We start from the raw sequence: 25042 nt of genomic DNA, 5'->3' as shown, positions 1-25042 counted from the left end.
GCCACAAAGATAAATGATCTTTTTGAACTTTAGTTAAACTTTGTACCTTTGTCTGACGGAATCTAAGATACTTCAATATTAATCATAAAAGAAAAACACGGTAAGATGAAAAAGCAAATCTTATTTATTTGTTGTGCGGTAATCGCATACTGCCTGAGCGCCTGTAATACGGCACCTCAGCAAGCGCCTTTGAAAGAGAAGAATCTGCCAAAGCATGTAATCTTGATTGGTTTTGACGGCTTGAGCGCCCATTGCTTGAATAATGGGGCGGATATGCCTACTTTCCGTAAGATGATGGCGGAAGGCGCCTCCACGTTAGAGAATCGTTCGATCCTGCCTTCGTCGAGTGCTTGTAATTGGGCTTCCATGTTTATGGGAGCGGGACCGGAGTTGCACGGATATACGGAGTGGGGATCTCGTACGCCGGAGCTTCCTTCGCGTGTCGTGAATAGCGACAACCGTTTCCCGAATATCTTCGGCCTGTACCGGGATAAGGCTCCCGAGGCCGAGATCGGCTATATCTATGAGTGGGAAGGCATGAATTATCTGGCGGATACCTTGGCCATGAGCTTCCGTAAGCATGCCCCGATGTCGACTGAGAACCCGAACGGATGTACCCCGGTAGCCGTTCAGTATATCAAGGAGAAGAAGCCGAACCTTTGTGCGATCATATACGATCAGCCGGATGGTACCGGACATGGCAAGGGTTGGAGCTCCCCGGAGTATTTCGCCATGGTGAATCATTTGGACAGTTGCTTGACGCAAGTGATGGACGCCGTTCGTGAGGCGGGTATCATGGATGATACGGTGGTTATACTGACGGCCGACCACGGCGGTATCGAGACCGGTCACGGTGGCAAGACGATGAACGAGATGCAAACCCCGATCGTTTTCTATGGAAAGAACGTAAAGAAAGGCTTCAAGATCCCGGAGAGTACGATGGTATATGATATCGCCGGTACGATGGCTTACCTATTGGACGTACCGCAGCCGCAGGTGTGGATCGCCCGCCCGATCATGTCTGCGTTCTCAGATTAGGCAAACCTTGGAATACAGGAACGCCCCAGAAGGATTGATTCTTTCCGGGGCGTTTTGGCTTATTACCGGGCGATTCCTACCTTGGCTGTCGTACCGTCGGATAGCCTCACGACGTAGAAGCCGGCCGGCAGGCCGTGCAGGTGGTTGCTACCGGCGGGGAGGGGAGAATGGCGGATCAGCTTTCCGGCCATTGTCGTTATCGATACGTCGAGCGGGGCGGAGGTGTCGATGTAGAGTGTACCGCCGGAGGAGCGGATACGGCTCTTGTTGTCGGTGATCCGGGCGGTGGATACGATGATATCCTCTATCGTGATCCGGATATTTTCGTAGACGGCTATCGTGTAGCTGCCGTCCCGGTTGGGGGTGATCGCCCGGCCGTTCGCCTTTACCACGGGGGTAGACTGGCTGTAGGCCGAGTCTAGCTCAAGGTAGAGGAGGAATTGATCACCCTCCTCATAGTAATAGGTACCGGGAGAGGGGGTGAGGGTTGCGTTTGCGGTCTCGGGGATTACGACCGTGTATACCGGGGGCGGAGTGGCAAGGCTGAACGTGTCCGCGCTCTCGTGCCCCGCGTGGTCCGTCACCTTGTAGGTATGGAGGCCCTCGCTTCCGGAACCGTCATAGCGGTCGGAGGTGAGCTGCACGGAAGTACCGTCGATGAGGACGGAAGCTACGCCGCTGCCCTTGCCATCGGTGGCGGTGAGGGTATAGCCGAGGTTATTGGTGGAGACGGTTACGGTTGGGGCGTTGAGGTCGAGGCGGATATCCGTGGCCTTATACTCGTACTCTCGCGTATAAGGGGCGTCACGTTTGAGCAGGTAGGTCACGTCGAAGGTTCCCTCTTGGCTGAAGGTGAAGGAGGCGGCGAAGACTTCGCCGGAAGCGATTAGCGGGCTAATCGCTTTGGTTTGTATGCCAGTCTCTTCCGCTTCTTTCAGCTTGATGGTGAAACCGGGGGGAGCGGAGAAGGTAACGGCTCCGGCATACCATTCCCCCTTCTTGTCGCCACCAAGTTCTACACGGGCCTCTTCCGGTAGCTTGTCGGTATAGGTACATGGGATATCCGGCGTGAGTTCCAGCTTGTAGTTGGACGCTAGGAACTTGCCGTTATCTATTAGCTTGAGATCTCCCGGAATGATAAGGTTGGTTGGGGAGTCTATGGCCAGTTGCCCGGAGAAGGCTGCTGTTTCTCCTGTGGCTTCTCCGCTTGTGTCATATTCCGGGGCCTCGCCTTTATACAGTATTTGGTCGGCCCGCGGGGTGACGGTGAGTGTTCTCAGGTGGATCGTTATTGGGATGTCTACGCTCTCCGGCTTCTCGCAATTGACATGGCTGATGTCAATGCGTATCGTAGCTCCGGATGTTGCGGTAGCCTTGTTGGGGGAACCGCATAGCTTGTTATCATTGTTTACCGTCAGGCCATAAGCTGCACCGTCGATTTCGAACTTATAGTCGGACTTATCGCCGTAGGTATCGGGAGCGAGGAGCCCGGACAGGTCATAAAGCTCATTCGGTTCCAGTGGCGTGGCGTACGTCCCTTCCAGCGTGGCCGGGGAGGCGGTGGTCTTGATCAGGTTCTCTGTCCAATGGGCGTAGAGGGTCATAGGCCCGGTGATCTTGGTTATTTGATTCCCGCCTTCTCTATCGTCGTACCAGCCTTCTACTAGGGTGTAATATGTATAGGTGAGCTCACCTGGCCTTAATGCGTCAGTTTCTGATAGGTATTCTGTGCTATTAGTGCCGTCGTCGATGGGATAATTGGTTTGAAAGTTCACTTTGTACTTTATCTTCTGACCATTAAACTGAACCTTGATATTGGTATTGTCACTCTTGAGATCCTCGTTGTTCTCTATCGTTCCGTTGCCGTCGATGGTTCCACTATCTTCATTGCTGATCGTTCCTTCATTGGTGAGGGTTACGCCATCGGCGATCGTCAATGTCTGTTTCCTTCTTATATGGAGTGTATAGCCGGGCGGTATCTCGTAATCCCGGTCGATGGTATAGTGGGTAATGTCGACGTTGTTGCCATCTATCATGCTACCCTTGATGCTACCCTCAATGCTACTATAATTATGTTCCTTTAGAAATATGATAGCGCTATTCTGACCGGTGGGGGTGACATAAGATGACGCGTTTATAGCTTTGTCTCCATCTTTATTCGTTATAGCGGAGATGATCCCCCCGCTTATCGTGACTGTTTCCCCTACCTTTCCTTCCCCCGCGCCCATACCGTTATATCCGGTGGCATTTACGATTCCCCCGCTGATCTCTATCGTTCCGGAAGTTATGGGTGGATTAGCATGAGCGGGAGTCCCCGATACCCCGATACCCGGCCCGGAATCACCCCCTGTGGCGGTGATATTTCCGTTATTGATCCGGACGGTTCCACCATTGGAATTAGAACTTGTTCCGATACCGGCTCCATATCCATTCCCATAGGCAATGATAGTGCCGTCATCTATCGTGATGGTTCCTTTCGCATCTTTACTGTATCGTGAGCCTATTCCGGCGGCTTCTTTTCCTCCTTTGGCCGTTAGTTTTCCTTTACCTTTTATTATAAGCTCGGTACCATCGCCTGTAGGCGCGCAAATGGCGGGTAGGTCATGGCCACCTACCAAGCTGTTATCTCCGGCTAGGGTCAATTCTACTTTCTGGGCTTCATCGGCGTATAAGGCGCAATAAGGTTCGTCTTCTTGGAGATTCTCGATGTTTACATTCTCCAGCGTGATCTTTACCCGTATGCCACTGGCGACCACGATAACGGCTTTCGATTTATTCTGATCTGTTGTGCCGTATCCGGTTTCTTGTGATGGCCATCCTTGTTTTTGGACATCATACGTACCGTGAATACGATATACGCTATTGTCTTGACTAATGGTAATTCCCCCTTTATGGCTATCGTCACTAAGATCTATATCTATTGTGCTTGTCCCTTGCCCCCATGCCGATACGAGCGAAAGGAATAGTAAGACGCCTGTTGTTAGGATGATTTGTTCTTTCATGATGTTCGTATTTTAGTTGCCGCTAAGATATGGGAGGGAGCGGGTTTCCCGCATGACAATCCGTCCGAATCTATTAGGACAAATCGTAATTAGCTGATTTTATTGATAGGACAGATCGTAATTCACGCGCAAAAAGGTAAAAATGTCTCTTTTCTATCAAAAAGCGGCAGGCCTTGATAAAAAAGCGATATATTTGGGGCATGGATATCCTGACTGTTTATATGATCTCTATCATGGTATTGGTACCCGTCTATTCCGCCGTGTCTTGCGGGATGGTGGTGGGGCTTTCCTTGCGGGATTGCCTGTCTCGGGAGGAGCGTGACTTGAAGAGGATATTGCTGGTTTACCTATCCGTCTCGGCTACCGGGTGGTTGGTCACGTTTTGCTATCAGTTTTATCCCTCGTTGTTTGTCCGGCTCAACGTGGTTTGTCTGCTTTGTTTCGTCTTGCCGTCTATCTTCTTCTACCGGATCGTCCGTTTCCTCACGAGGCTGGGCGAGCCGGAGGAATTCCCGCCTATCCATTATCTCGTACCCGGGCTGCTGGCGCTGGCGATGTTGGTCTGGTCGTGCTTCGTGCCTTTCGACGTGCGGCTGGAGATCGTGAGGGGGAAAGCGGAGGTGATTCCCGCGGGGTACGAGTGGTATACCCGCTTTTTTACCCTCAAGCCCCTGCTGAGGGTTGTTTTTGGCCTCTTGTATTATATCCTTACGCTGGCGCTGCTGGTATCTTATTATAAGAGGGCGAGAAGGAAGGATACGCTGGTTCGCGGGCCGGCGGGCTGGGTGATCTTCTTGGTAGGTGTGTCCATCGCCTCGCTGCTCTCATCGGTCCTGCCTACGTTCATACCACGGAGCCGGTTCTACTATTCCCTTTGGACGGCAGTCGTGTCTTGCGGCATCGCCCTCCAACACGTTTTGCTATCGTACCATGTCATACGGCGGGAATACTGCCTCTACGTCTTGCGCCGTGAATCCCCGCCTTCTTCCTCCGGGGAAACGGATGCGGGAGACGTGCGCCTCCGCCGTAGCCATTCCGGGAAATTGACCCAGAGACGTTTCGAGCGTTTTTTCCGGGAACACAAGCCTTTTTTGAGGCCGGGTTATAAGATGACTGATCTGGTGGAGGACTTGGACGTGAACCGCACGGTGCTATCTGCCTTTATCAACCAGACGTATGGCATGAACTTCAATCGTTACCTGAACCGTTTCCGCTTGAGGGAGTTGGATAGGCTCCGCTCGCATCCCGCCAACCAAGGCAAGAGCGTGAGCTCGCTGATCGGGCAGGTAGGTTTCAAGGATTTCCGTACCTATTCCCATGCCGTCGTCGCCGAGCGGGAAGCGGCCGCCGGGAAGCGGGAGCCCAAGGAGGAAGGAGGCACGGCATGATGAGCCTTGGTCTTATGGAGGCTTTCGCTTTCAGTCTTCCCATCGTCTGCGCCATGGTATGTATGGTATTGATGTTGCTGGACGCCTGCCGGTACGGAAGGGGCGGGCAGGAAAGGCGGTTGAGGGCGCTCTTGGCGCTGACTTACTTGGTGACGTCGCTGGGTTGGCTCGGGTTGGTGCTTTATTCGGTCGCCCCGTGCGCTTTCTCGTATTACCATCCCGTCTTTTTATTGACGTTGATGCTGGATCAGGTGATGTTTTTCTGGGTGGTATCCATGATAACGGATACCGACGAGCGGCGGAGGCTGAATCGATGGCACTGGGTGGTGCCTGTCTTCCTTATGGGGGCCTCGTTCGAGGGCGGTATACTGGTAAGTCTCGTGTTTTTTATCTACAATACGCTTTACCCGGCGCTAAACCTCCGGAACATATACCGTTACAGGCGGTTCATCGTAGATTACTCGTCGGAGGCGCAACGTATCTCCTTGGATTGGCTGGCGGCCGTGCAAGTTTTTATCTTGGCTTGCGTACCCGTTCCGCTGGCGGGATTGTTGCTCGATATGGAGACTTTCTCCTCTTCCTATTTCGTGTGGCTGGGGGTGTTGCCAACGTTCGTGTTTTATATGATGCTCTGTTATAACATGCTCGACAAGAATTATCTCATCGTCCAGCCCGAGGCGTTGAAAGTGGAGGATATGCCTCCCAATCTCCCGGCTCTAGACCGTAAACGCCTAGAACGCTACCTACGTGAGAAGAAACCTTATCTGGACCCCAAGTTGCGGATCACCGACCTCGCCGCCGGGCTAAGTACCAACCGTAGCTACCTGTCGGCTTTTATCAACAAGGAGTATGGCATGAATTTCTGCCGCTTGATAAACCGTTGCCGTCTGATGGCTCTCGACCGCTTGCGGGTATCTCCCGCGAATGCAGGCAAGACTAATATGGAACTGGTACTTATGGCAGGCTTCAGTGGTTACCGGAATTATCTTCGGGTGAAAAAGGAGGAGGATAGGCTGGCGTTATTGAAAGTATTCGAGCGATAACCCCGATTTGGCAAACCGAGGTGAGGTGTTTTTTGAGGCATAAACGTTATCTTTGTCACGCATTTTAAATATATAAACCATGAAGAAATTCTTTTATACTTTCGCTTTTATCCTTTGCGCCTTGATGACGTTACAGGCGGAGACGATGGTGGTGGCCACCTATAACTTGCGAAACGCCAACGGCGGCGATTCCACGAACGGTAACGGTTGGGGACAACGTTATCCTTACATCGCCCAGATCGTACAGTTTCACGGGTTCGATATCTTTGGTACCCAAGAGGGCAAATATCCGCAATTGCAGGACTTGAGGCAAGCCATGCCCGGATATGATTATATCGGCGTGGGACGTGACGATGGTAAGCAGGCGGGAGAGCATTCGGCTATCTTTTACCGCACGGATAAGTTCGAGGTCTTGGAACATGGTGATTTCTGGCTATCCGAGATCACCGACCGTCCGAACAAAGGCTGGGACGCCGTTCTGCCCCGTATCTGTACGTGGGGCGAGTTTCGGGACAAACAGACCGGCTTCACTTTCTTGTTCTTCAACCTTCATATGGACCATGTCGGCGTACAAGCCCGTGCCGAGAGCGCTAAGTTGATCTTGAAGAAGATCAAGGAATTCCCGAAGAGACTTCCCGCTATCCTGACCGGAGATTTCAATGTTGATCAAACAAGTGAGTCGTATAAGTTGTTAGATGGTTCCGGTATCATGCGTGACTCTTATGAGATCGCAGATTTCCGCTATGCCCCGAATGGTACCTTCAACGGTTTCCATCCGGACCGTAAGACCGATAGCCGTATCGACCACCTTTTTCTTACGAAAGAATTTGAGGTGAAGAAGTATGGAATCTTAACGGATACCTATCGCTCCGAGGTGAAAGAAAGCGCCCAGAAGGAGCAAAACGGTAATTTCCCGAAAGAGGTGTCATTGAGCAAATACGAGGCCCGCACTCCTTCCGACCACTTTCCCGTAATGATCGTTGTGGAAGTAAAAGACTGAGGTTTTAGAAAAATTGGTTATTATTAACCCCGTAATCTTTATCAAATTTGTTTAGATCCTGTTATATAATCAGAATATTGACTAAAACGATCTAAACAAATTTGGTATGATACGTAAATTATTGATTCGTGATTTGACTCTTCGCGATGGTCAGCAATCGGCATTCGCTACAAGAATGTCTCAAGCGCAAATAGACCGTGTACTTCCTTACTACAAAGACGCAGGCTTTTACGCCATGGAAGTATGGGGTGGGGCGGTTCCCGATTCCGTGATGCGTTATTTAGGTGAGAATCCGTGGGATCGTTTAGAGATCATCAAAGAGAAAATAGGTAATTCCTCAAAACTATCCGCTCTTTCCCGTGGGCGTAATTTATTCGGTTATAATCCTTATCCCGACGAGATTATAGAAGGCTTTTGCCGGAACTCGATTCGTTCCGGTATCGATATCATGCGTATTTTCGATGCTTTGAACGACGTGGATAACGTGAAATCCACGATCCGTTATGTGAAGAAATTCGGGGGAAAGGCCGACTGTGCCATCTGTTATACGATAGATCCTCACCATTCCCCGGTAGAACGTATAAAAGCCGCCTTGCATGGACGGCCCTTGCATAAGCCTGTTTTTACGAATGAGTATTTCTTAAACAAGGCCCTTCAACTGGAGTCGCTGGGCGCTGATATGATCACCCTGAAGGATATGAGTGGTTTGATACCTCCGGCTCGTACGGCGGAATTGGTGCGATTGTTCAAGAAGAGCTTGAAAGTACCGGTGGATTTTCATACGCATTGTACGCCCGGTTACGGATTGGCGTCGGTCGTATCCGCCATTATCAATGGGGTGGATATCGTTGATACGAATATATGGAACTTCGCCGGAGGACCAGCCGCTCCCGCCGTGGAGCTGGTCTATATCTTCTGCAAGAAATTGGGTATCGAGCTGGATCTTGATATGGATGCGATCGCTAAGATCAACAAGGAATTATTGACGATCCGCAAGGAACTTTCCGCATTCGATACCGCTAAGAAATTCCCGAGACCCTTTAATCCCGTAGAGGATAGTTTCCCCGCCGAGATCGACCGCTTCTTCAACGATGCCATCGAGGCCGCTCGGAAAGATAAGGAGGACGATTTGCTGCTTTATTGCCGTGCGATCGAGGAGTATTTTGATTTCCCCGAGCCGAACGAGTTGGTGAAAAAAGCGCAGATCCCGGGAGGTATGTACACGAATATGGTTGCCCAGTTGAAGCAATTGGGGCAGATCGACTTGTTGGAGAAGGCGATGTCGCTCATTCCGCAAGTACGGATGGATGCCGGCTTGCCTCCGTTGGTGACGCCTACGAGCCAGATTATCGGGGCGCAAGCGGTTTCCTGTGCGCTGGATGAGCTGAAAGGCCGCCCGATGTATAGTAATCCTTCCAACCAGTTTATCGCCTTGGTAAAAGGAGAGTATGGCAAGACGCCGATTCCGGTAGATCCGGCGTTCCGGTTGAAAATCGCCGGCGTACAAAATGAGGTGCCTTACGACGGTTCCCATTACGTGATGCAAGAGAATCCTGTATTGGAGGATTTGGATGTATTATTGGCTGAGAATGAGAAAGAAATACTGTTGCTGGAGTTATTCCCGACGGTAGCCCGTACATTTTTAACTAAATGGAAAGAACAAAAAGCGAGATCGAATGTTTAATAGTAGAAAGTCTTCAAATTTGGCATCCGTCATCTATTATATGTACGTTGCCGTTTAAACGGTGATACGAAAAGGCTCTTCGAATGGTAAGCGAACCATGGGAGAGCCTTCTTTTATTATATAAAGTGACTTTTTTGCGGACTTTACAAAGGGATCTTGTCTATACGACGTTGGTGGCGACCACCCTCAAAAGGTGTATCCAAGAATATCTTAACGATTTTCTTAGCCTCTTCCTTGCTGATAAAACGACCGGGCATTGATAACACGTTCGCGTCGTTATGCTCACGTGCCAGTTTCGCGATATCCTCTCGCCAGCATAAGGCGGCACGGACACCCCGATGTTTGTTCAAGGTCATACTAATGCCATTCCCTGTACCGCAGACAGCTATTCCCGGATAAACCTCGCCAGCTTCTACGGCCTTGCCCATCAGATGGGCGAAATCCGGATAATCGCAACTGTCAGAAGAATAAGTTCCAAAATCTTTATAAGACAATCCCCTTTCATCGAGGATTGTCTTTATATATTCTTTTAACTCAAAACCAGCGTGATCGCTACACAAACCTACTATACCCATCTTTATGCTAATAATTCTTTTACTTGGTTATAAACGTTGTTAGCCGTGAAACCTAATTTCTCGTCCAATACTTTGTAAGGGGCGGAGAAACCGAAGGATTCAAGTCCCCATACCTTGCCGTTAGGACCTACCAACCCTTCCAGATTAACCGGAAGACCAGCGGTTAAGCCGAAAATCTTGCTTCCTGCGGGAAGAATGGATTCTTGGTACTCTTTGCTTTGTGAACGGAATAGACCTTCGGAAGGAACGGAAACGATACGAACCTTTATGCCATCGGCACGAAGCAGGGCGGCGCCCTCGACCAAAGTCGATACCTCGGAACCGGAAGCCAAAAGAATTACATCCGCATTAGCGTCTTCATTGACGATATAGGCACCCTTTTCCGCTTGCAAAGCCTCTTGATAGCGGTTTTCCTTAGCGGGAAGATCTGTGATATTCTGACGGGAAAGAATCAATGCGGTAGGAGTGTAAACATTCTCCATCGCTAGTTTCCATGCGACTGTTGTCTCCACAACGTCTGCCGGACGAAGTACCAACATGGAGTTGTGTCCCTTATGATTCTTCAATTTCTCTAATAAACGAACTTGAGCTTCTTGCTCTACCGGCTCGTGCGTAGGTCCGTCTTCTCCAACACGGAAAGCGTCGTGTGTCCAGATGAACTTAACGGGCTGCTCCATCAATGCGGCCATACGTAACGCAGGCTTCATGTAATCGGAGAATACGAAGAAAGTACCGCAAGCGGCGATCACGCCACCATGTAAAGACATACCGATACAGATACAAGCCATAGAAAGCTCGGCTACACCCGCTTGGAAGAAAGCTCCGCTAAAGTCGCCTTTCACGAAAGCATGGGTCTTTTTCAAGAAGCCGTCTGTCTTATCGGAATTGGAAAGGTCGGCGGAAGCTACGATCATGTTTTCTACATGGGTAGCAAGCACACCTAATACGGTAGCGGAAGCGGCACGGGTCGCTTGGTTCGCTTTCTGCTCGATTGCGGCCCAGTCGATTTTAGGAGCCTTACCGGAGAACCATTGCTCCATCTTAGCCGCTAAGTCCGGGTGAGCTTTCGCCCATACGTCTTTCACGGCGTAACGCTCGGCGACGATTACTTCCAGTTCTTTCGTGCGTTTGGCATATAATTCGGCTACCTCAGGAAGGATTGCGAACGGATGTTCCGGATCGCCTCCTAGGTTCTTGATCGTATCCGCGATGGAAGCTCCTGCTGCGGATAAAGGTTGTCCGTGAGTAGATACCTTATTCTCGTAACAGCTGTTATCAGCGCCGACAGCACCTTTCCCCATAACGGTGTTACCGATGATCAAAGTCGGTTTGGAGATCTCTGCCTTAGCCTCTTTTAAAGCCTTGCGGATCTCGTTTACGTCGTTACCGTTTATTTGAATGACTTTCCAGCCCCAAGCCTCGTATTTCATGGCTACGTTCTCCGCGTCAACGTCTTCTACCTTGGTAGATAGCTGTACGTTGTTAGCGTCGTAGAACATGATCAAGTTGTCCAGTCCTAAAGTTCCGGCGATACGTCCGGCACCTTGGGAGATTTCCTCTTGGATACCTCCATCGGAAATATATGCGTAAATAGTCTGGTTCATTACTTCCTCACCCAGACGTGCTTTCAAGAATTTAGCTGCGATAGCCGCACCTACCGCATAAGTATGTCCTTGTCCCAGCGGGCCGGACGTGTTTTCGATACCACGCATAACGTCTACCTCAGGATGTCCCGGAGTAACGCTTCCCCATTGGCGGAACTGTTGAAGTTCATCCAATGTGAATTTGCCGCTTAAAGCCAGTACGGAATAAAGCATCGGAGACATATGCCCCGGGTCAAGGAAGAAACGATCGCGTCCTTCCCATTTGGGATTCTTGGGATCGTATATTAAGAACTCTGAGAACAGTACGTTAACAAAGTCTGCACCACCCATAGCGCCACCCGGGTGCCCGGAGTTCGCTTTCTCCACCATTGACGCAGCCAGTATACGGATGTTATCAGCTGCTTTGTTCATTACTTGAATATCGTTCATTTTATCAGATGAATTATTTATTTGACTGCAAAGATAATCAAACTCTTTGTAAGAGCCGTTATATCAATCAAACAATTCCTTTTCGGTAAAGGTTCCTATCTTCTTATATTTTTGATAAATTGAGAGATATTTAAGATAGCCCGCTGAGCGCCTTATTCTTGCGGGTATACATCATTCGGATTAGAGCGAGAAGTCGAAACCCTGTTCAACCCATTTGTTGTATTTTTTCTCGTTGAATTTGTAGAGGAAAGCTCCTCGTTTAGAACTTTTCTTGTCTTTGATATCCAGTTTTTCCAGAATATCCATGGCGTTTAGCTTTTTGCGGAAGTTTCGTTTGTCTAAAAGGGTTTGGTAGATGGCCTCATACAATGTCTGTAGTTGGGGCAAGGTAAATTGCTCGGGAAGCAAATTGAAACCGATAGGGCGGCTTGCCGCTTTCTTTTTAAGGACGGACAACGTATCGTTTATCATTTGGTTATGGTCGAAAATCAAGTCAGGAAGCTCGGATATCTTGGTCCAAGTAGCGTTATGGTTTTCCAAGATCTCGGGACTAAAATCATTCATATTCACCAAGGAATAGTAAGCTACGGAGATAACCCGTTCCCCTAAGTCACGCGATACATCTCCGTAAGCCCCTATTTGTTCCATAAAAAGATGCTCGATGCCCGTGCAATCGGTTAATACCCGTGATGCTGCTTCATCCACGCTTTCCCCGGATTTCACGAAGCCTCCCATAAGAGACCACTGTCCTTTCATCGGCTCGAACGAACGTTTGTATAATAAAACATTCAACTCCTTATTGTTAAACCCTAGAATGATACAATCTACGGCAACATAGAATTTTACTTCGTCTTGATAAAAAGCTGCTGACATCGTTTTATGGATTTTAAAGATTAACAGAGCTTGCGTGCTCCGTCGCTGATTACTACATTATATAATTTAGGTTCACGGCCAAACTTCTCTTTATAAGCGGAGAAGGCTTTCTTCACGAAATCGTCGTACAACTCATCCTTAACCAAGTTGATCGTACAACCGCCGAATCCTCCACCCATGACACGAGAACCCGTTACACCACATTCCTTGGCGATATCGTTCAAGAAATCCAGTTCCTCGCAGCTAACTTCATAAAGCTTGCTCATACCTTGATGCGTGCCATACATCTTTTCGCCGACAGTTTCATAGTCGCCTTTCTCCAAAGCGGCACATACGTCGAGTACACGTTGGATTTCCTCGATAACATATTCGGCACGCATGTAATCCTCTGCGCTGACATCCGCTTTTACCTCGTTCAGCATCTCCATCGTAGCGTCACGTAAGAACTCTACTTTCGGATGGTTGCGGCGAATGGCGGCTACCACGTTCTCGCAGGATTTACGGCGTTTGTTGTAGGCTGAGGACGCCAACTCATGCTTAACGACCGAATCCAATAACACGAGTTTGTAACCAACCGGATTAAACGGATAATATTTATATTCCAAAGAACGGCAATCCAAGCGGATCAAACTTCCGGCCTTGCCGAATACGGAAGCGAATTGGTCCATGATACCGCAATTCACGCCACAATAATTATGTTCTGTAGCTTGACCGATCTTAGCCAACTCGAATTTATCGATATTCAATGAGAATAAGTCATTCAATGCGAAAGCATAAGTACTTTCCAATGCGGCGGAAGAAGACATTCCAGCGCCCAGAGGCACGTCTCCAGCGAATACGGTATCGAAACCTTGGATATTACCACCTCGTTTAATAATCTCCCGGCATACGCCAAAGATATATCTTGCCCAGCTTGCGGAAGGAGCGTCCTCCTCGGTCAAGCCAAATTCAGCGTAATCATTTAAGTCGATGGAGAACGCCCGGACTTTGCCCGTCCCATTCGGTTTGATCTCGGCGATCATCCCTTTATCTACAGCACCCGGAAAAACGAAACCTCCATTATAATCAGTGTGTTCACCGATCAAGTTAATACGTCCCGGGGATGTGTATAAGCTACCTTGGGTATTAAATAACTCTTTAAATTTAGTTCTGATTTTTTGTTGCATGATACTTAATTTGATTAAGGTAAATAATTGAATAAACAAGAAGAAATTACCCATTCAGATAACTCTGCCGGATAATTTCTTCTTTATCATATTATGTCCTGTCCTTATTATTCAACAGGAATGTCTTTGTTTACGTTCTTGCTACCAATCAAAGCGTAATATAGCAAATATGCCAATCCTAGGAATACCACCCAAAAGCTAGTAATGAAACCGCCAGCGTCGGCTACAGCTCCTTGGATCAACGGAAGAATACCTCCACCGCAAACCATCACCATGAAGATACCGGAAGCGGCTGCCGTATATTTACCTAAACCTTCTACTGCCAAGTTGAAGATACCACCCCACATGATGGAAGTACATAAACCACAAAGAGCCATGAACATGATTCCAACCGGAACCTCAACCATACCGAAAGAGATATCAGACAAGAATACAGGCATACTAACTTTTGTCGTAGCAGGGGCGAAGATAGCGATCAAGATAAAGATCATACCTACCGTGGCGGCTGATGACAACATCGCCTTACTAGAGATCTTAGCTCCGAAAGAGGCACCGAACAGACGTCCGATCATCATCAAGAACCAATATGTACCCACGATAGAACCGGCTACTGTAGGATCGATACCGATCTCAGGAGAAGTAGCGAACAAGTTCATGAAGTTAGGAATACCTACTTCGACACCCACATACAAGAAGATTGCGATGGCACCTAAAATGAAGTGACGGAAAGAAAGCGCGCTGTGCTTGTCCGGAGTCTTGGCTTCATTTTCTTTAACCATATGCGGTTCCGGAATTTGCATGCAGAACAATACGATAAATACGATGGCAAAGATACCCATAGCCAAGAACAATGCCGGGTTAGCGTCACTGATCTGAGCCTTAGCAGCGTCACCGATCAAATAACCAACCAATACCGGAACGATCGTAGCGCCGATAGAGTTCACGGAACCGGCAACCTGAATTAATTGGTTACCTTTGTTTCCACCACCACCTAGCGTGTTCAACATCGGGTTTACTACGGTATTCAACATACACATAGAGAAACCGGACACGAAAGCACCTGTCAAATAAACAGCGTAGCTACCAGCCACACCGGAAAGATAAGAAATGCCTACACCACAGAAACCTACGATGATCGCTAACAAAGCGGTTTTCTTGTAACCGATCTTCTGCAATAGCATACCGGCCGGAATACCCATGAAGGCATAGGCGATAAAGTTAGCCGCGTTACCCAGCTGCGACATGAAGTTGCTGGCAGCGAACTGGTTCTTAACGATGATACCGAATGGGTTCTGTAGACCCGTCACGAAAGATATCATGAAGAAGAGAGCCACCATCATGATAATAGGCAATGTGTAATTCTTTTTTGCTGTTGATTCCATTTCTTTTTTGTTGTTTTAGATTATTAGATTACTTAAATTATTCTCTTATTCTACACTGAATTTATAAATAGTAGTACTTTGGAAAACCTCGCCCGGGCGGAGTTCCGTTGTCGGATATTCCGGTTTGTTGGGGCTATCGGGGAAATGCTGGGTTTCCAGACATAAAGCGGCCCGCTCCGGGTAGCGTTGTCCGTTCTTACCTTCGAAATTCCCAGTCATCCAGTTACCTGTGTATAATTGCACGCCCGGTTGAGTCGTATAAGTTTCCATTACGATACCGGTCTTGGGGGAGGAGCAGCGAGCGCAGTAAGAAAGTTCGTTGTCCTCTTTATTTAATATGTACGTGTGGTCATATCCCTTACCGAATATAAGCTGTTCGAAATTGTCATTGATTCGTTCGCCTACCTCATGAGGAGTCCGGAAGTCCATCGGTGTACCTTCTACCTTCTCTTTAGGTCCGTACGGGATTGCCGTATTGTCTGTAGGCAGATAATAGTCGGCGTTGATCGTGAGAATATGGTCTCCTATATAAGGGTCTCCCGCACCGGATAGGTTAAAATAAGAATGATTGGTTAGATTCAAGACCGTAGGTTTGTCCGTAGAGGCTTGATAGGAGATAACGACCTCATTCTCATTTGTCAGATGATAAGTTACGGTTGTCTTTAGTTCTCCGGGGAAACCTTCCTCGCCATCGGCGGAGGTATATTTCAACTCAATGGTTTGCTCGTCTATTTGTTTGGCGTCCCATACGACCGCATTGAATCCCTTGATTCCGCCATGCAAGCTATTGGGGCCATTATTTATGGCTAATTTGTCATAAGTAATACCGTCGATCGTGAATTTTCCAGCGGCGATACGATTTCCATAACGACCGCAAATGGCACCGAAATAAGGTTCTTCTGATGTTAAGTACTCTTCAATCGAATTATGGCCAGTAACGACATCGGTCATTTTTCCGTTCTTATCCGGAACCATCAGTGAGACGATTTTCGCTCCATAATTCGTGATCGCTAGCTCTGCTCCAACCTTGTTACACAGGGTATAAAGCGCCGTTTCTTTCCCGTCAATTTGCTTGCTGAAGTTAGCAACAGACAAGCCCGACAGTGTATTTATGTTCTTCATGCGTATCAATATTATTGAAATTGCGTGTAAAAGTAACTTTCTTCTTTGTATTTATAACCTTTCTGAATAATGTTTTATAGCATGATTTTAGATTTGTCTACCAAAAATATATAATTATCGCTTGTTTATACGTCAAGTCCTTGATTCTTCTCTTAGGCTAAAAAAACAAAACAACTCTTGTCTTACCCCTGTTATTAGTAAAACAGAGATAGAAAGAAATTGTCCATGCGGTCGTCCTATAAATATATCATACTCATACTCTTTGTGCTTATGCCCGGCTTGCTTTATTCCCAATCTCAAGATTGGGTACGTAAGTCCATTTATCCGCAAGCGGATAGTGGTAAAAGCAAAATCTATAATTGGATGTGGGGGAGGCATTATCGTCACCTTTATACGATCCCGATCAGGGTTCCTTCGGCTACGATGGAAACGTTGGGGGGTGGGATGGATATCGTCGGGCAAGCGGAAGGGTTTCACGGATTATTGTTGGAGAATAAGCGTAAGCAATTGTATTTGCTAAAGCCCTTGGGTGGCTCTACAAGTTTCTTGGAGTCGAAGTTTTTCCGGGAAATATATAATAAGACTGATTTTAAGAATACATATTTGGATGAGTTCTTAGGAGATGCTTATACGATTATCAATCCCTATACCTTTTTGGTCGCAGATTATTTAGCGAAGTCCGCGGGATTGAGTTTTTCTCCCTCCCGTATTTACTATATTCCTTCCCACATACGGAAAGACACAGTTGCGGACGGCAGCGATATACAAGATAGGCTGGTCAATCTAATCAATGTTCCGGATATTAATTTAAGGTCTAATTTGTATACCACGGAAGACTTTCTAGACAGCCTTCAAGTGAGTAAAAACTATATGGCGGATCAAAATCTATACATTCGGGAACGTATTTTCGATATGTGGACCGGAGATTGGAATAAGACGAACGAAAACTGGGAGTGGCAGTCACATACCGTCAATGATAGCGTAATTTATACCCCGATCGTGATCGATAGGAATCATGCTTTCACGAAGGTGGACGGAGTATTGTTCAAGCAAATGTTGAAGATGTTATCGTTGGATTTTATCTGTAATTATGATAGCCTGATTTTAAAAGATACAAAGAAAATCAATAAGCTAGCTTTTGCGCTGGATATGGCGGTAGCAGGCCGCAGTGATGAGTCGGTTTGGATACGCCAAGCCCAAGAAATTCAGAGACAGATGACCGACTCTTTGATCGATAGCGCTTTTACTTATTTGCCGGAAGGTGTAAAACATGATGAGATAGAACTGATTAAACGAAAGTTGAAACGAAGGAGGCTAGAGCTGGAAGCGGTTGCCAGCCAATATTATCGCTTATTGCAACGTACTCCAGTGGTTGCCGGAACCAATCAATCCGATTATTTCTTGATCGAGCGGCAAGCGCCGGACCGGACTGTTTTACGGATTTATGATCCCGAGACCGGAGACTGTAGGTTGGAACAACAATTCTCCGGCAAGGAAACCAAGGAACTGTGGTTATATGGGCTTGCGGGAAACGATACGTTTGAAGTGAAGGGAAATACACGGAAAGATTTTCCGATATACTTGATCTCCGGAGAGGGGGAGAGCCAATACCAATTGAATCATAACCGGAAAATACATGTCTATGATAAAGATTATAAATATGATTACCAGAAGATAAAATACCATAAGATATCTTTTACCCCGTGGGGAATATATGATTCGGATAAAGGTATTAGTTTGGGTACGTTCTTTACATATACGATGTATGGCTTTAAACGAGCCCCATTCACCTATCAGCATCGGATCGGGTATAATTATTTGAAAGGGTTCATGTATGCAGGTATCTTCCCTAATTATGATGGCCGGAGACGTTTATACCTAAATGCCTCCATTTCTTCACCCCGTAACTTCGAGAACTTCTTCGGATTTGGAAATAATACGGTGGGCTATAAAGAGGAGAAAAAGAATTATAACCGGGTGAAGCTCCGGACGTATATGTTTAATCCATCCTTCGAGATGGATTTGAGGAAAGAAGAGGTGATGACATTCTTTGGCTCTTTGGATATGTACAAGGCTAAACGTACGGATGATCGATATATTTATACGGTTTATGGAGAAGATCATCCTATTTTCCGCACGAATTATTTCGTAGGTCTTGGTGCTACTTACCGGATAACGAAACAGCCTTATTCGTGGCTTCCCCTATTGGAAACCGAATGGACGGCCGGATGGAAAATGAATTTGAAAAAGCCGGAACGTAATTTCCCCTATGCGCAGGGAAGCCTTTCATGGAACGTACGGTTCTCGGATCGTTTTACTTGGGCCTCCTTGATAAAGGGAACGGTATTATTCGATAATGACTATGAGTTCTATCAAGCCGCCACGATTGATTTAAGGGGATTCCGTGATAACCGTTTTATCGGAAAGCAATCCTTTTACCAATACTCGGATTTACGCTTGGACATGGGAAAACTAAAGAATCCGTTCACTCCCTTAAAATATGGTCTATTCGCGGGCTTTGATTATGGTAGGGTCTGGTTTCCCGGTGAGCGTTCCCATAGTTGGCATACTTCCTATGGTGGCGGGATTTGGCTTACTTTCTTGAATAAGTTCACCACTAAATATTCTTGGTTCGGCTCGACGGATAGTTTCCGGTTCGCCTTTGAGTTGGGGCTTGGGTTTTGATATAGCCTCAAACCTACACGGGACTGATGAGGGAAATTCTCATCATGATAAGGAGGGTTATTGTCTATTTCTATATTTGTTCTTGTCTTCTGTCGTATGACCCGGTAAAAACGTGTACGTGTTTTCCGAAAAAGATGTACGACTTTTGTGGAAAACATGTACGTGTTTTTTCAGAAATATAATCATGTTTTTAAGGATGATGATAATCAATGATTTACATATTCGTGTTATTTGCATGCTTATTGTTTGGATTTATTGAGTGAAAATCCATACATTTGCCTTTGATCAATTTTGTTCTTGTTATGAAGTGGTTAAGGGCAATGTTTTTGTGCATGGTCGTTTTTGCCGCATTGACTGTGGTCGCCAACGATTCTTTCTCCCAAAAGGAGGTACGGGTGTGTGCTTCTACATCTTTATTTTCAATAGCGAATAAAGAGCCGGCTGCTTTCATCTCTTTTCAAGAAATCATAACTCCTTTGACGTCTTTCTCCGCTTTTGGGGAGAAACTTTTGTATCTTATTGCCTCATTGACTTTTTTCCTCGCTTTGTTTACCCAGTCGGTAGCTTTGTTGTTTTACGAACGGAGGGTAAGTTATGTTCGATTAAAATCCGTCTTTTGGCAAGAGCGATACTCTTGCTATGTGCTTTGTCGTATGCTGAATTAGACATGATTATGCCCTGTCTTCAAGGGCATAGAGGAGAGTTGTGTCAATTTATTTTATACGAAAAACAAGCGTGTCATGAACTCTATATATCGAAATTTTATTATCACGTTGAAGGCAAATAAAATGGCGGCAACACTAAATATATGCGGCCTCGTAATCGCCTTTACTTTATTTAATAGCGTAGCTATCCGTACGGAATCCGAACGAACTTTTGATAAAATACACTCGAAAGCCGGGGCTATTTATCGATTGGATTGTGTGACAAGTAAAAGTCAATGGCCTACGCAAATCCTGCCTTTCGCCCAAGCATTCGCCTCGTCTTCTCCACATATATTGGAAAGTACGATCATAAATCCTTACGTAGGGGAAGTTTATTTTACGATCGGGAGGGACGAGATTCTCAAAGGTTATAAGGAACCGGTGATAACCTGTACTCCGGGGATCGTTTCTATATTTGACTTCCAATTGGTGGAAGGTTCACTGGATTGCTTAGATGATCCGGAGAAATGCCTTTTGCCGGAAAGTATGGTCCGGAAGATATTTGGTGAGTCATCGGCTATTGGTAAGGAGTTGCTTGCGGAAGAAGAGATTTGGAGCAAGGAACGAAAATCACTAGTCGTAGGAGGAGTTTATAAAGATTTTCCGGAAAACACACAATTGAATAATGCCATTTATACTTCTTTATCGTCGACTTATTGTATGGATGATTGGGATAACTGGATTTTCCTTTGTTATGTCCTTTTAGATGATCCGTCACAAAAAGATCTCATTTGCTCCCAGTTTAACCAAGCATTTCCCTTCAAGCAATACGAAAGGCTCCAAGAGGTACAGACCCGTTTGGTGAATTTATGCGATATTTATTATATGAATGATATGAATAGTGTTACTTACATAAAGTCAGGGAATAAAAGACAAACGGATTTGTTGTTTAGCGCCTCGTTTCTAGTGGTATTGATAGCAGTGATTAATTTTATAAACTTTACAATGGCATTGGTTCCGGCAAGAATAAGAAGTATTAACATCCGCAAAATTCTAGGGGACTCGGTACGGCGGTTACGTGGATTTCTTTGGTTGGAGTCTTTTCTTTTTGCGTTATTGTCTTATGCTATATCCTTTTTGCTGTTATTGGTTTATGAAGGTTGCATTGGAGGAGGCTTTCATATGAAGGGAATAGTTTTTTGGGGTGGATTATTTATGGCTTTGTGTGCGGGACTATTGGCCGGTGCATATCCGGCTATTTATGCGACTTCTATTCCTCAGCGAATCGTGCTGAACGGTTCTTTCGGTTTGTCTCCAAAGGGAAAAAGAATGCGGGAATGTCTGGTTGGTTTTCAGTATACGGTTTCAATTATATTGATCGTCCTGTCACTGTTTATTTATAAGCAGATAGAGACAATGCGGAGTCATTCCTTTGGTTTCGGGAATGATAATGTAGTTGTCGTAGAATTGAATAAGGAGATAACCGAGAAATATAAAGAGAATTTTACCAACCGTTTGCGTGGTTATGCGGGAATTGAGGATGTGGCTTTCGCCGCTAGTAAGATAGGAGCGACCAATGAGAATCGTGGCGGGGCCGCAGAGTTTAATGGAGAGACTATTTATTTTTATTATTTGAATGTATCACCTAATTTTTTATCCCTTATGGATATTACCGCGAACGAAGGGCGTGTCTCAAGGATGGAAGATGGGAGGAATAAAGAGTTGCTTTTGGTTTTTGACCAAAAAGCGAAAAGGCAATTAAACCTTCATGTGGGTGACCGTATGAAAACCTTTTGGGGGAATGATGCCCGGGTATTAGGATTTACGGATGAGGTGGTGATCGCTTCCACACATAAAGCATCGGAGCTGCTAGCTACTTATCCTGTCGCTTTTGTGACGAATGAGGAATTTTATATGCCTTACGCTTATATTAAGTTGATGCCGGGGGCTGATAAAGGAAATGTTTTACTTTATATTAGGGACATGCTCAGCGAACTTTCTCCTTCATGTTTATCCGATTTTGAGTTTTGCGATACATTTTCCCGGCATCTGTATGAAAAAGAAATCCAGTTTGGCGACCGGGTTATTTTATCCAGTGTTTTATCTATTTGGATGGCATTGGCAGGTATTTTAAGTCTGGTATTGTTTGATGTCCACTATCAGCGGCGAGAAATTGGTATAAGGCGGGTGTATGGATCTTCCGTGAGTGAGATACTATATCGTTTGAATAAAGTCTATTTAAAGGTCTTGCTCATTAGTTTTGTTATTGCGATTCCAGTTTCCTATTATTTTATGGAGAGATGGGGCAGTAATTTTATGGAGAAAGCCCCTGTCGGTTATTTGATTTATTTTGTCACATTGCTAGGGATCAGTATCCTGACGGTAGGAGTGGTCACGTTCCAAAGTTGGAGGGCGGCGAATGAGAATCCGGTGGATATGTTATAGACAACTTACATCGGCAACGAAGTTAACTTTATCGGCAAAGTAACTTAACATACTTTGCCGACGAACCTAAGATACTTTGCTGATGAAGCTAAGATACTTAGAACTTATTTCTTCAAGGCCTCTAATACTTGAGGCATCATAGTACAGATATAATGTTCTTCTTTCGCTGTAAAGAAATTGCCATCGACTACGGAATCCTCATCTGTTGCTTGTCCTTTGCTAATGGCAGGTTTAGCCAACGGATGTACCGCTAGCTTCTTTCCTTCCGTGATTCCGGTGAAGTCGAAGAGCATAGCAGCAGCGCAATGTCCAATCATAATCTTACCCTTTTCCCCGAAATTCTTAATCACATCCATTAGATCGATATTGTATTGTTTGCTAGCGTTCTGCTGGAAAACAGGAACCGCATCGCCACAAGCGAATACCATTGCGTCGTATTCATCTTCATGCCCTTTTAAATTAGCGATCACATCGTCTACTGTCAAAGCTATGCCAGAGTTCGTTTTGATCTCTTTTGAATCGGCTACCGCATATACTTTATAAGTAATGCCATTCTCGAAAAATGATTCCAAATATTGGAACAAACCAAATCCATTTACTGGATTTACCGCTAAAACTGCTACTTTCTTTGCCATAATCGTAAATTATTAAGTGATACAATAGTTATTTTTCGTAAGTTTATTACTTTTGTGGTGTAAAAGTAAGTCCCTTTTTTAGAGAAAACAAGAAGGCACTTATAAATAAGGAACTTACATGGATGTAACCATTGTTGAGATTCAAGTAAATAGAAAAGGTTAAAAAATGAAAAACTTTCATCCGACAGGGAATTGCCCCGTAAGAGACGTATTGAGCCGGCTAGGAGATAAATGGTCTATGTTAGTGCTTATCACTTTAAGCGCCAATGGTACCATGCGTTTTAGTGATATCCATAAAACCATCGCGGATGTATCGCAACGTATGCTGACCGTAACTTTGCGCACGTTGGAATCGGATGGTCTGATCGAACGAAAGGTCTATGCGGAAGTTCCTCCCCGAGTAGAATACTGCTTAACGGAAAGAGGATTAAGTCTTATTCCCCATATCCAAGGATTGGTGGATTGGGCGTTGCAGCAGATGAGTGGTATTATGGAAAGCCGGGTTTTACATACGTCATGACTTGAAGGTCTAAGAAAAGGGTTAAGCAAAGGTGGACTTAATAAGATTGACTTTTTTCTGCGAGAATTTCCGCTAAAGATCGGCGGGTTATTTTGTTCTCGATCCAAGATAGAACATCGAAGGTCTTTAGGAGTTGACGCTCGTATTTGTCTTCCTTTATTTTTTGAATGTCTTTTTGATATTGTTGCCATTGTTTATTTCGGGCTTTCTCATAAGAGGGGAGCGGATAATCTCGTACGAATTTGAATATTAATTTCTCTGTAATATAAGTATGTTTTTCGAATTGGATGTTTCTTTTGATAGACGTGATCTCATTTTCAAAGAACTCATAGTTCCCTAACTCTGCTTGAAATAGTAAATTTATTAATCTAGCTATCTTATAAGTAGGAAATGTGTGAAGTAGTTTTCCTAAACTGAAAATCTTTTTCATGTATTTACGGGTTTGACTATAATCTTTTGTATACATACATAAAATAGCGGAACTTAGATATAAAGATAATTGGGTTTCAAGTCTTAATGATGTTATTTTTTTTAGTAACTCTTCTTCTTGTCTTTCCTTTAACTTTTTGGCTTGTTCAAAATGTCCCATATGTAATAAGCTATTAGATTTATAGATATATACTAATGTTTTTACATGTAGTATGAACTCAGTGGAATACTCACCTATTGTCAGAGCTTCTAGCTTAGAAAGGAAAAATGAGGTTTCGCGATATAGGCCAGCGACATATAAACTGTCTAAAACACCTTGTATAGCGCTAAGGTAGTAAATAGGGGGATTTAGTATTAAATGTTGGTTCTCATTGAATAATCCAATGAGTTCTTGATAATATTGAATAGCTAATTTATAATTCCCTACATTTAGATAATAAGTGGCTTGGAATAACAAATGTAACTTGTTAGCTTCAAAGCTTCGGTATGAACTATTGGCAATTAGATATAGTTCACTCAACACGAGATCGTTCAAATCTTCTTTTTGCTTATCAGAACGGATATATCCTTTATGGATAAGACGATGTTTAAGTATATCGTATAGTTGTGTGTGTTGGTTAAGGCTTTTGGCATATTTTATTACTTCATTGACTTTCATTTGTTTATTTATCAACTGTTTTTCAGATATTGTCTCAAATTCTAGGGCACTTAAATATTTTAGCTCTATTCGCCGAATTAGTAAAAGCAAGGGATCGTTTTCATACATACTTGCTAATTTCTTGGATTTATCTAACTCGATGAACGCTTCATCATACATTTCACGCTCAAATAGTATGTTTGCTTTAGATATGTAGTTGAAAATTCTTGCTTGTATATCTTGTTTCTCTCGGAGTTTAACTAAGCAATCTAAAATTGTGCGATAAAGGTGTTTAACTGCGGCTTCAAAGTTCCTTCCATTCTGAATTTTACAAAAGCATGAATACAAATCTTCAGGAGAGGTATTGGAGTCTATTAAATTAAAAAGTGATATATACACTTTATCTCCGCTTTGTAAATTTGAATAAAGATGAAAATACCTTTTTTCTGTTTTTGTCAAAGAATTGACAAGGATTATAAGTGTGTGTATACTGTTCATATGGCTATAGATGGTTTTTTAAGTACTTGATAAATAGTAATACTAACGTAATAAACAATGCAAATATATCAATTTGGGTTTATCTGTAATGCCAATTGATTGATAATTTTTTTGTTTTTTCTCTTTTTACATTTGCGATATCAAGAGAGGAGCTAATGTGAGGATTTGTTAACATTAAATCAGTAGCCTATGGGATACAGGACGTTTTTTTGATAAGAGAGTATGTAAACTGTAAAGAATAAA

The 25042-nt window shown here is 45.0% G+C and carries 18 protein-coding genes; 8 read left to right on the top strand and 10 right to left on the bottom strand.

Annotated features, from left to right (window positions below):
- The first annotated feature begins 105 nt into the window (after window positions 1–105).
- Window positions 106–1038 (top strand): alkaline phosphatase, encoded by a 933-nt coding sequence (locus DWY79_RS09890; RefSeq protein WP_122369285.1) that lies wholly within the window; start codon window positions 106–108, stop codon window positions 1036–1038.
- Window positions 1039–1100: 62 nt separating this feature from the next.
- On the opposite strand, the gene DWY79_RS09885 is transcribed toward DWY79_RS09890, so the two are convergent.
- A complete protein-coding gene (locus DWY79_RS09885; RefSeq protein ID WP_122369284.1) occupies window positions 1101–4040 on the bottom strand; it encodes a hypothetical protein in 2940 nt (979 codons plus the stop codon).
- A 200-nt stretch (window positions 4041–4240) separates the two neighbouring features.
- Here DWY79_RS09885 and DWY79_RS09880 point away from each other — a divergent pair, with 200 nt between their 5' ends.
- From DWY79_RS09880 to DWY79_RS09865, 4 genes are all read left to right on the top strand, one after another.
- Window positions 4241–5428: an AraC family transcriptional regulator gene (locus DWY79_RS09880; RefSeq protein WP_233563960.1), complete on the top strand. Its 1188-nt coding sequence runs from the start codon at window positions 4241–4243 to the stop codon at window positions 5426–5428.
- Window positions 5425–6471, top strand: coding sequence for an AraC family transcriptional regulator (locus DWY79_RS09875; protein WP_233563959.1), 1047 nt, complete (start codon window positions 5425–5427; stop codon window positions 6469–6471). The genes DWY79_RS09880 and DWY79_RS09875 overlap by 4 nt, the downstream gene beginning before the upstream one ends.
- Before the next feature lie 79 nt (window positions 6472–6550).
- Window positions 6551–7471 carry an endonuclease/exonuclease/phosphatase family protein gene (locus DWY79_RS09870; RefSeq protein ID WP_122144126.1) on the top strand — a complete coding sequence of 307 codons (921 nt, stop codon included), beginning with the start codon at window positions 6551–6553 and terminating at the stop codon, window positions 7469–7471.
- A gap of 106 nt (window positions 7472–7577) precedes the next feature.
- The gene (locus tag DWY79_RS09865; RefSeq protein ID WP_122369282.1) at window positions 7578–9155 is read left to right on the top strand and encodes a carboxylase; all 1578 of its coding nucleotides are present in this window, start codon (window positions 7578–7580) and stop codon (window positions 9153–9155) included.
- A gap of 143 nt (window positions 9156–9298) precedes the next feature.
- On the opposite strand, the gene rpiB is transcribed toward DWY79_RS09865, so the two are convergent.
- The 6 genes from rpiB to DWY79_RS09835 all read right to left on the bottom strand — a co-directional run bounded on the left by rpiB (window position 9299) and on the right by DWY79_RS09835 (window position 16306).
- The gene (gene rpiB, locus DWY79_RS09860) at window positions 9299–9730 is read right to left on the bottom strand and encodes a ribose 5-phosphate isomerase B (protein ID WP_122369281.1); all 432 of its coding nucleotides are present in this window, start codon (window positions 9728–9730) and stop codon (window positions 9299–9301) included.
- A 2-nt stretch (window positions 9731–9732) separates the two neighbouring features.
- Window positions 9733–11763: a transketolase gene (locus tag DWY79_RS09855; RefSeq protein ID WP_122369280.1), complete on the bottom strand. Its 2031-nt coding sequence runs from the start codon at window positions 11761–11763 to the stop codon at window positions 9733–9735.
- Window positions 11764–11943: 180 nt separating this feature from the next.
- Window positions 11944–12636, bottom strand: coding sequence for an NUDIX domain-containing protein (locus DWY79_RS09850; RefSeq protein ID WP_036610602.1), 693 nt, complete (start codon window positions 12634–12636; stop codon window positions 11944–11946).
- A 20-nt stretch (window positions 12637–12656) separates the two neighbouring features.
- Window positions 12657–13802: a galactokinase gene (gene galK / locus DWY79_RS09845; RefSeq protein WP_122369297.1), complete on the bottom strand. Its 1146-nt coding sequence runs from the start codon at window positions 13800–13802 to the stop codon at window positions 12657–12659.
- Window positions 13803–13909: 107 nt separating this feature from the next.
- Window positions 13910–15184 (bottom strand): MFS transporter, encoded by a 1275-nt coding sequence (locus DWY79_RS09840; RefSeq protein ID WP_005866353.1) that lies wholly within the window; start codon window positions 15182–15184, stop codon window positions 13910–13912.
- A 45-nt stretch (window positions 15185–15229) separates the two neighbouring features.
- Entirely contained in the window at window positions 15230–16306 is a 1077-nt protein-coding gene (locus DWY79_RS09835; RefSeq protein ID WP_005866355.1) for an aldose epimerase family protein, read from the bottom strand.
- Between the two features lie 225 nt (window positions 16307–16531).
- Between DWY79_RS09835 and DWY79_RS09830 the strand changes: the two genes are divergently transcribed.
- Window positions 16532–18991: a hypothetical protein gene (locus DWY79_RS09830; protein ID WP_122369279.1), complete on the top strand. Its 2460-nt coding sequence runs from the start codon at window positions 16532–16534 to the stop codon at window positions 18989–18991.
- A gap of 214 nt (window positions 18992–19205) precedes the next feature.
- Here the strand turns inward: DWY79_RS09830 and DWY79_RS22585 are convergent, their stop codons facing one another.
- Window positions 19206–19442, bottom strand: a complete 237-nt coding sequence (locus DWY79_RS22585) for a hypothetical protein (RefSeq protein ID WP_022191889.1) — start codon at window positions 19440–19442, stop codon at window positions 19206–19208.
- Window positions 19443–19731: 289 nt separating this feature from the next.
- On the opposite strand from DWY79_RS22585, the gene DWY79_RS09815 reads away from it, so the two are divergent.
- Window positions 19732–22080, top strand: coding sequence for an ABC transporter permease (locus DWY79_RS09815; protein WP_122369276.1), 2349 nt, complete (start codon window positions 19732–19734; stop codon window positions 22078–22080).
- 104 nt (window positions 22081–22184) lie between these two features.
- On the opposite strand, the gene DWY79_RS09810 is transcribed toward DWY79_RS09815, so the two are convergent.
- Window positions 22185–22715 carry a DJ-1/PfpI family protein gene (locus tag DWY79_RS09810; protein ID WP_005858081.1) on the bottom strand — a complete coding sequence of 177 codons (531 nt, stop codon included), beginning with the start codon at window positions 22713–22715 and terminating at the stop codon, window positions 22185–22187.
- Window positions 22716–22881: 166 nt separating this feature from the next.
- On the opposite strand from DWY79_RS09810, the gene DWY79_RS09805 reads away from it, so the two are divergent.
- On the top strand, window positions 22882–23235 hold the full coding sequence (locus DWY79_RS09805) for a helix-turn-helix domain-containing protein (protein ID WP_005858079.1): 354 nt from the start codon (window positions 22882–22884) through the stop codon (window positions 23233–23235).
- Between the two features lie 37 nt (window positions 23236–23272).
- Here the strand turns inward: DWY79_RS09805 and DWY79_RS09800 are convergent, their stop codons facing one another.
- Window positions 23273–24799, bottom strand: a complete 1527-nt coding sequence (locus DWY79_RS09800; protein WP_122369275.1) for a hypothetical protein — start codon at window positions 24797–24799, stop codon at window positions 23273–23275.
- Window positions 24800–25042 lie beyond the last annotated feature (243 nt).

It is taken from the genome of Parabacteroides sp. AF27-14, assembly GCF_003635425.1.
Classification (GTDB): domain Bacteria; phylum Bacteroidota; class Bacteroidia; order Bacteroidales; family Tannerellaceae; genus Parabacteroides; species Parabacteroides distasonis.
The sequence above is the reverse complement of the archived record's forward strand: the minus strand, read 5'-3'. Positions and strand labels throughout refer to the sequence as shown.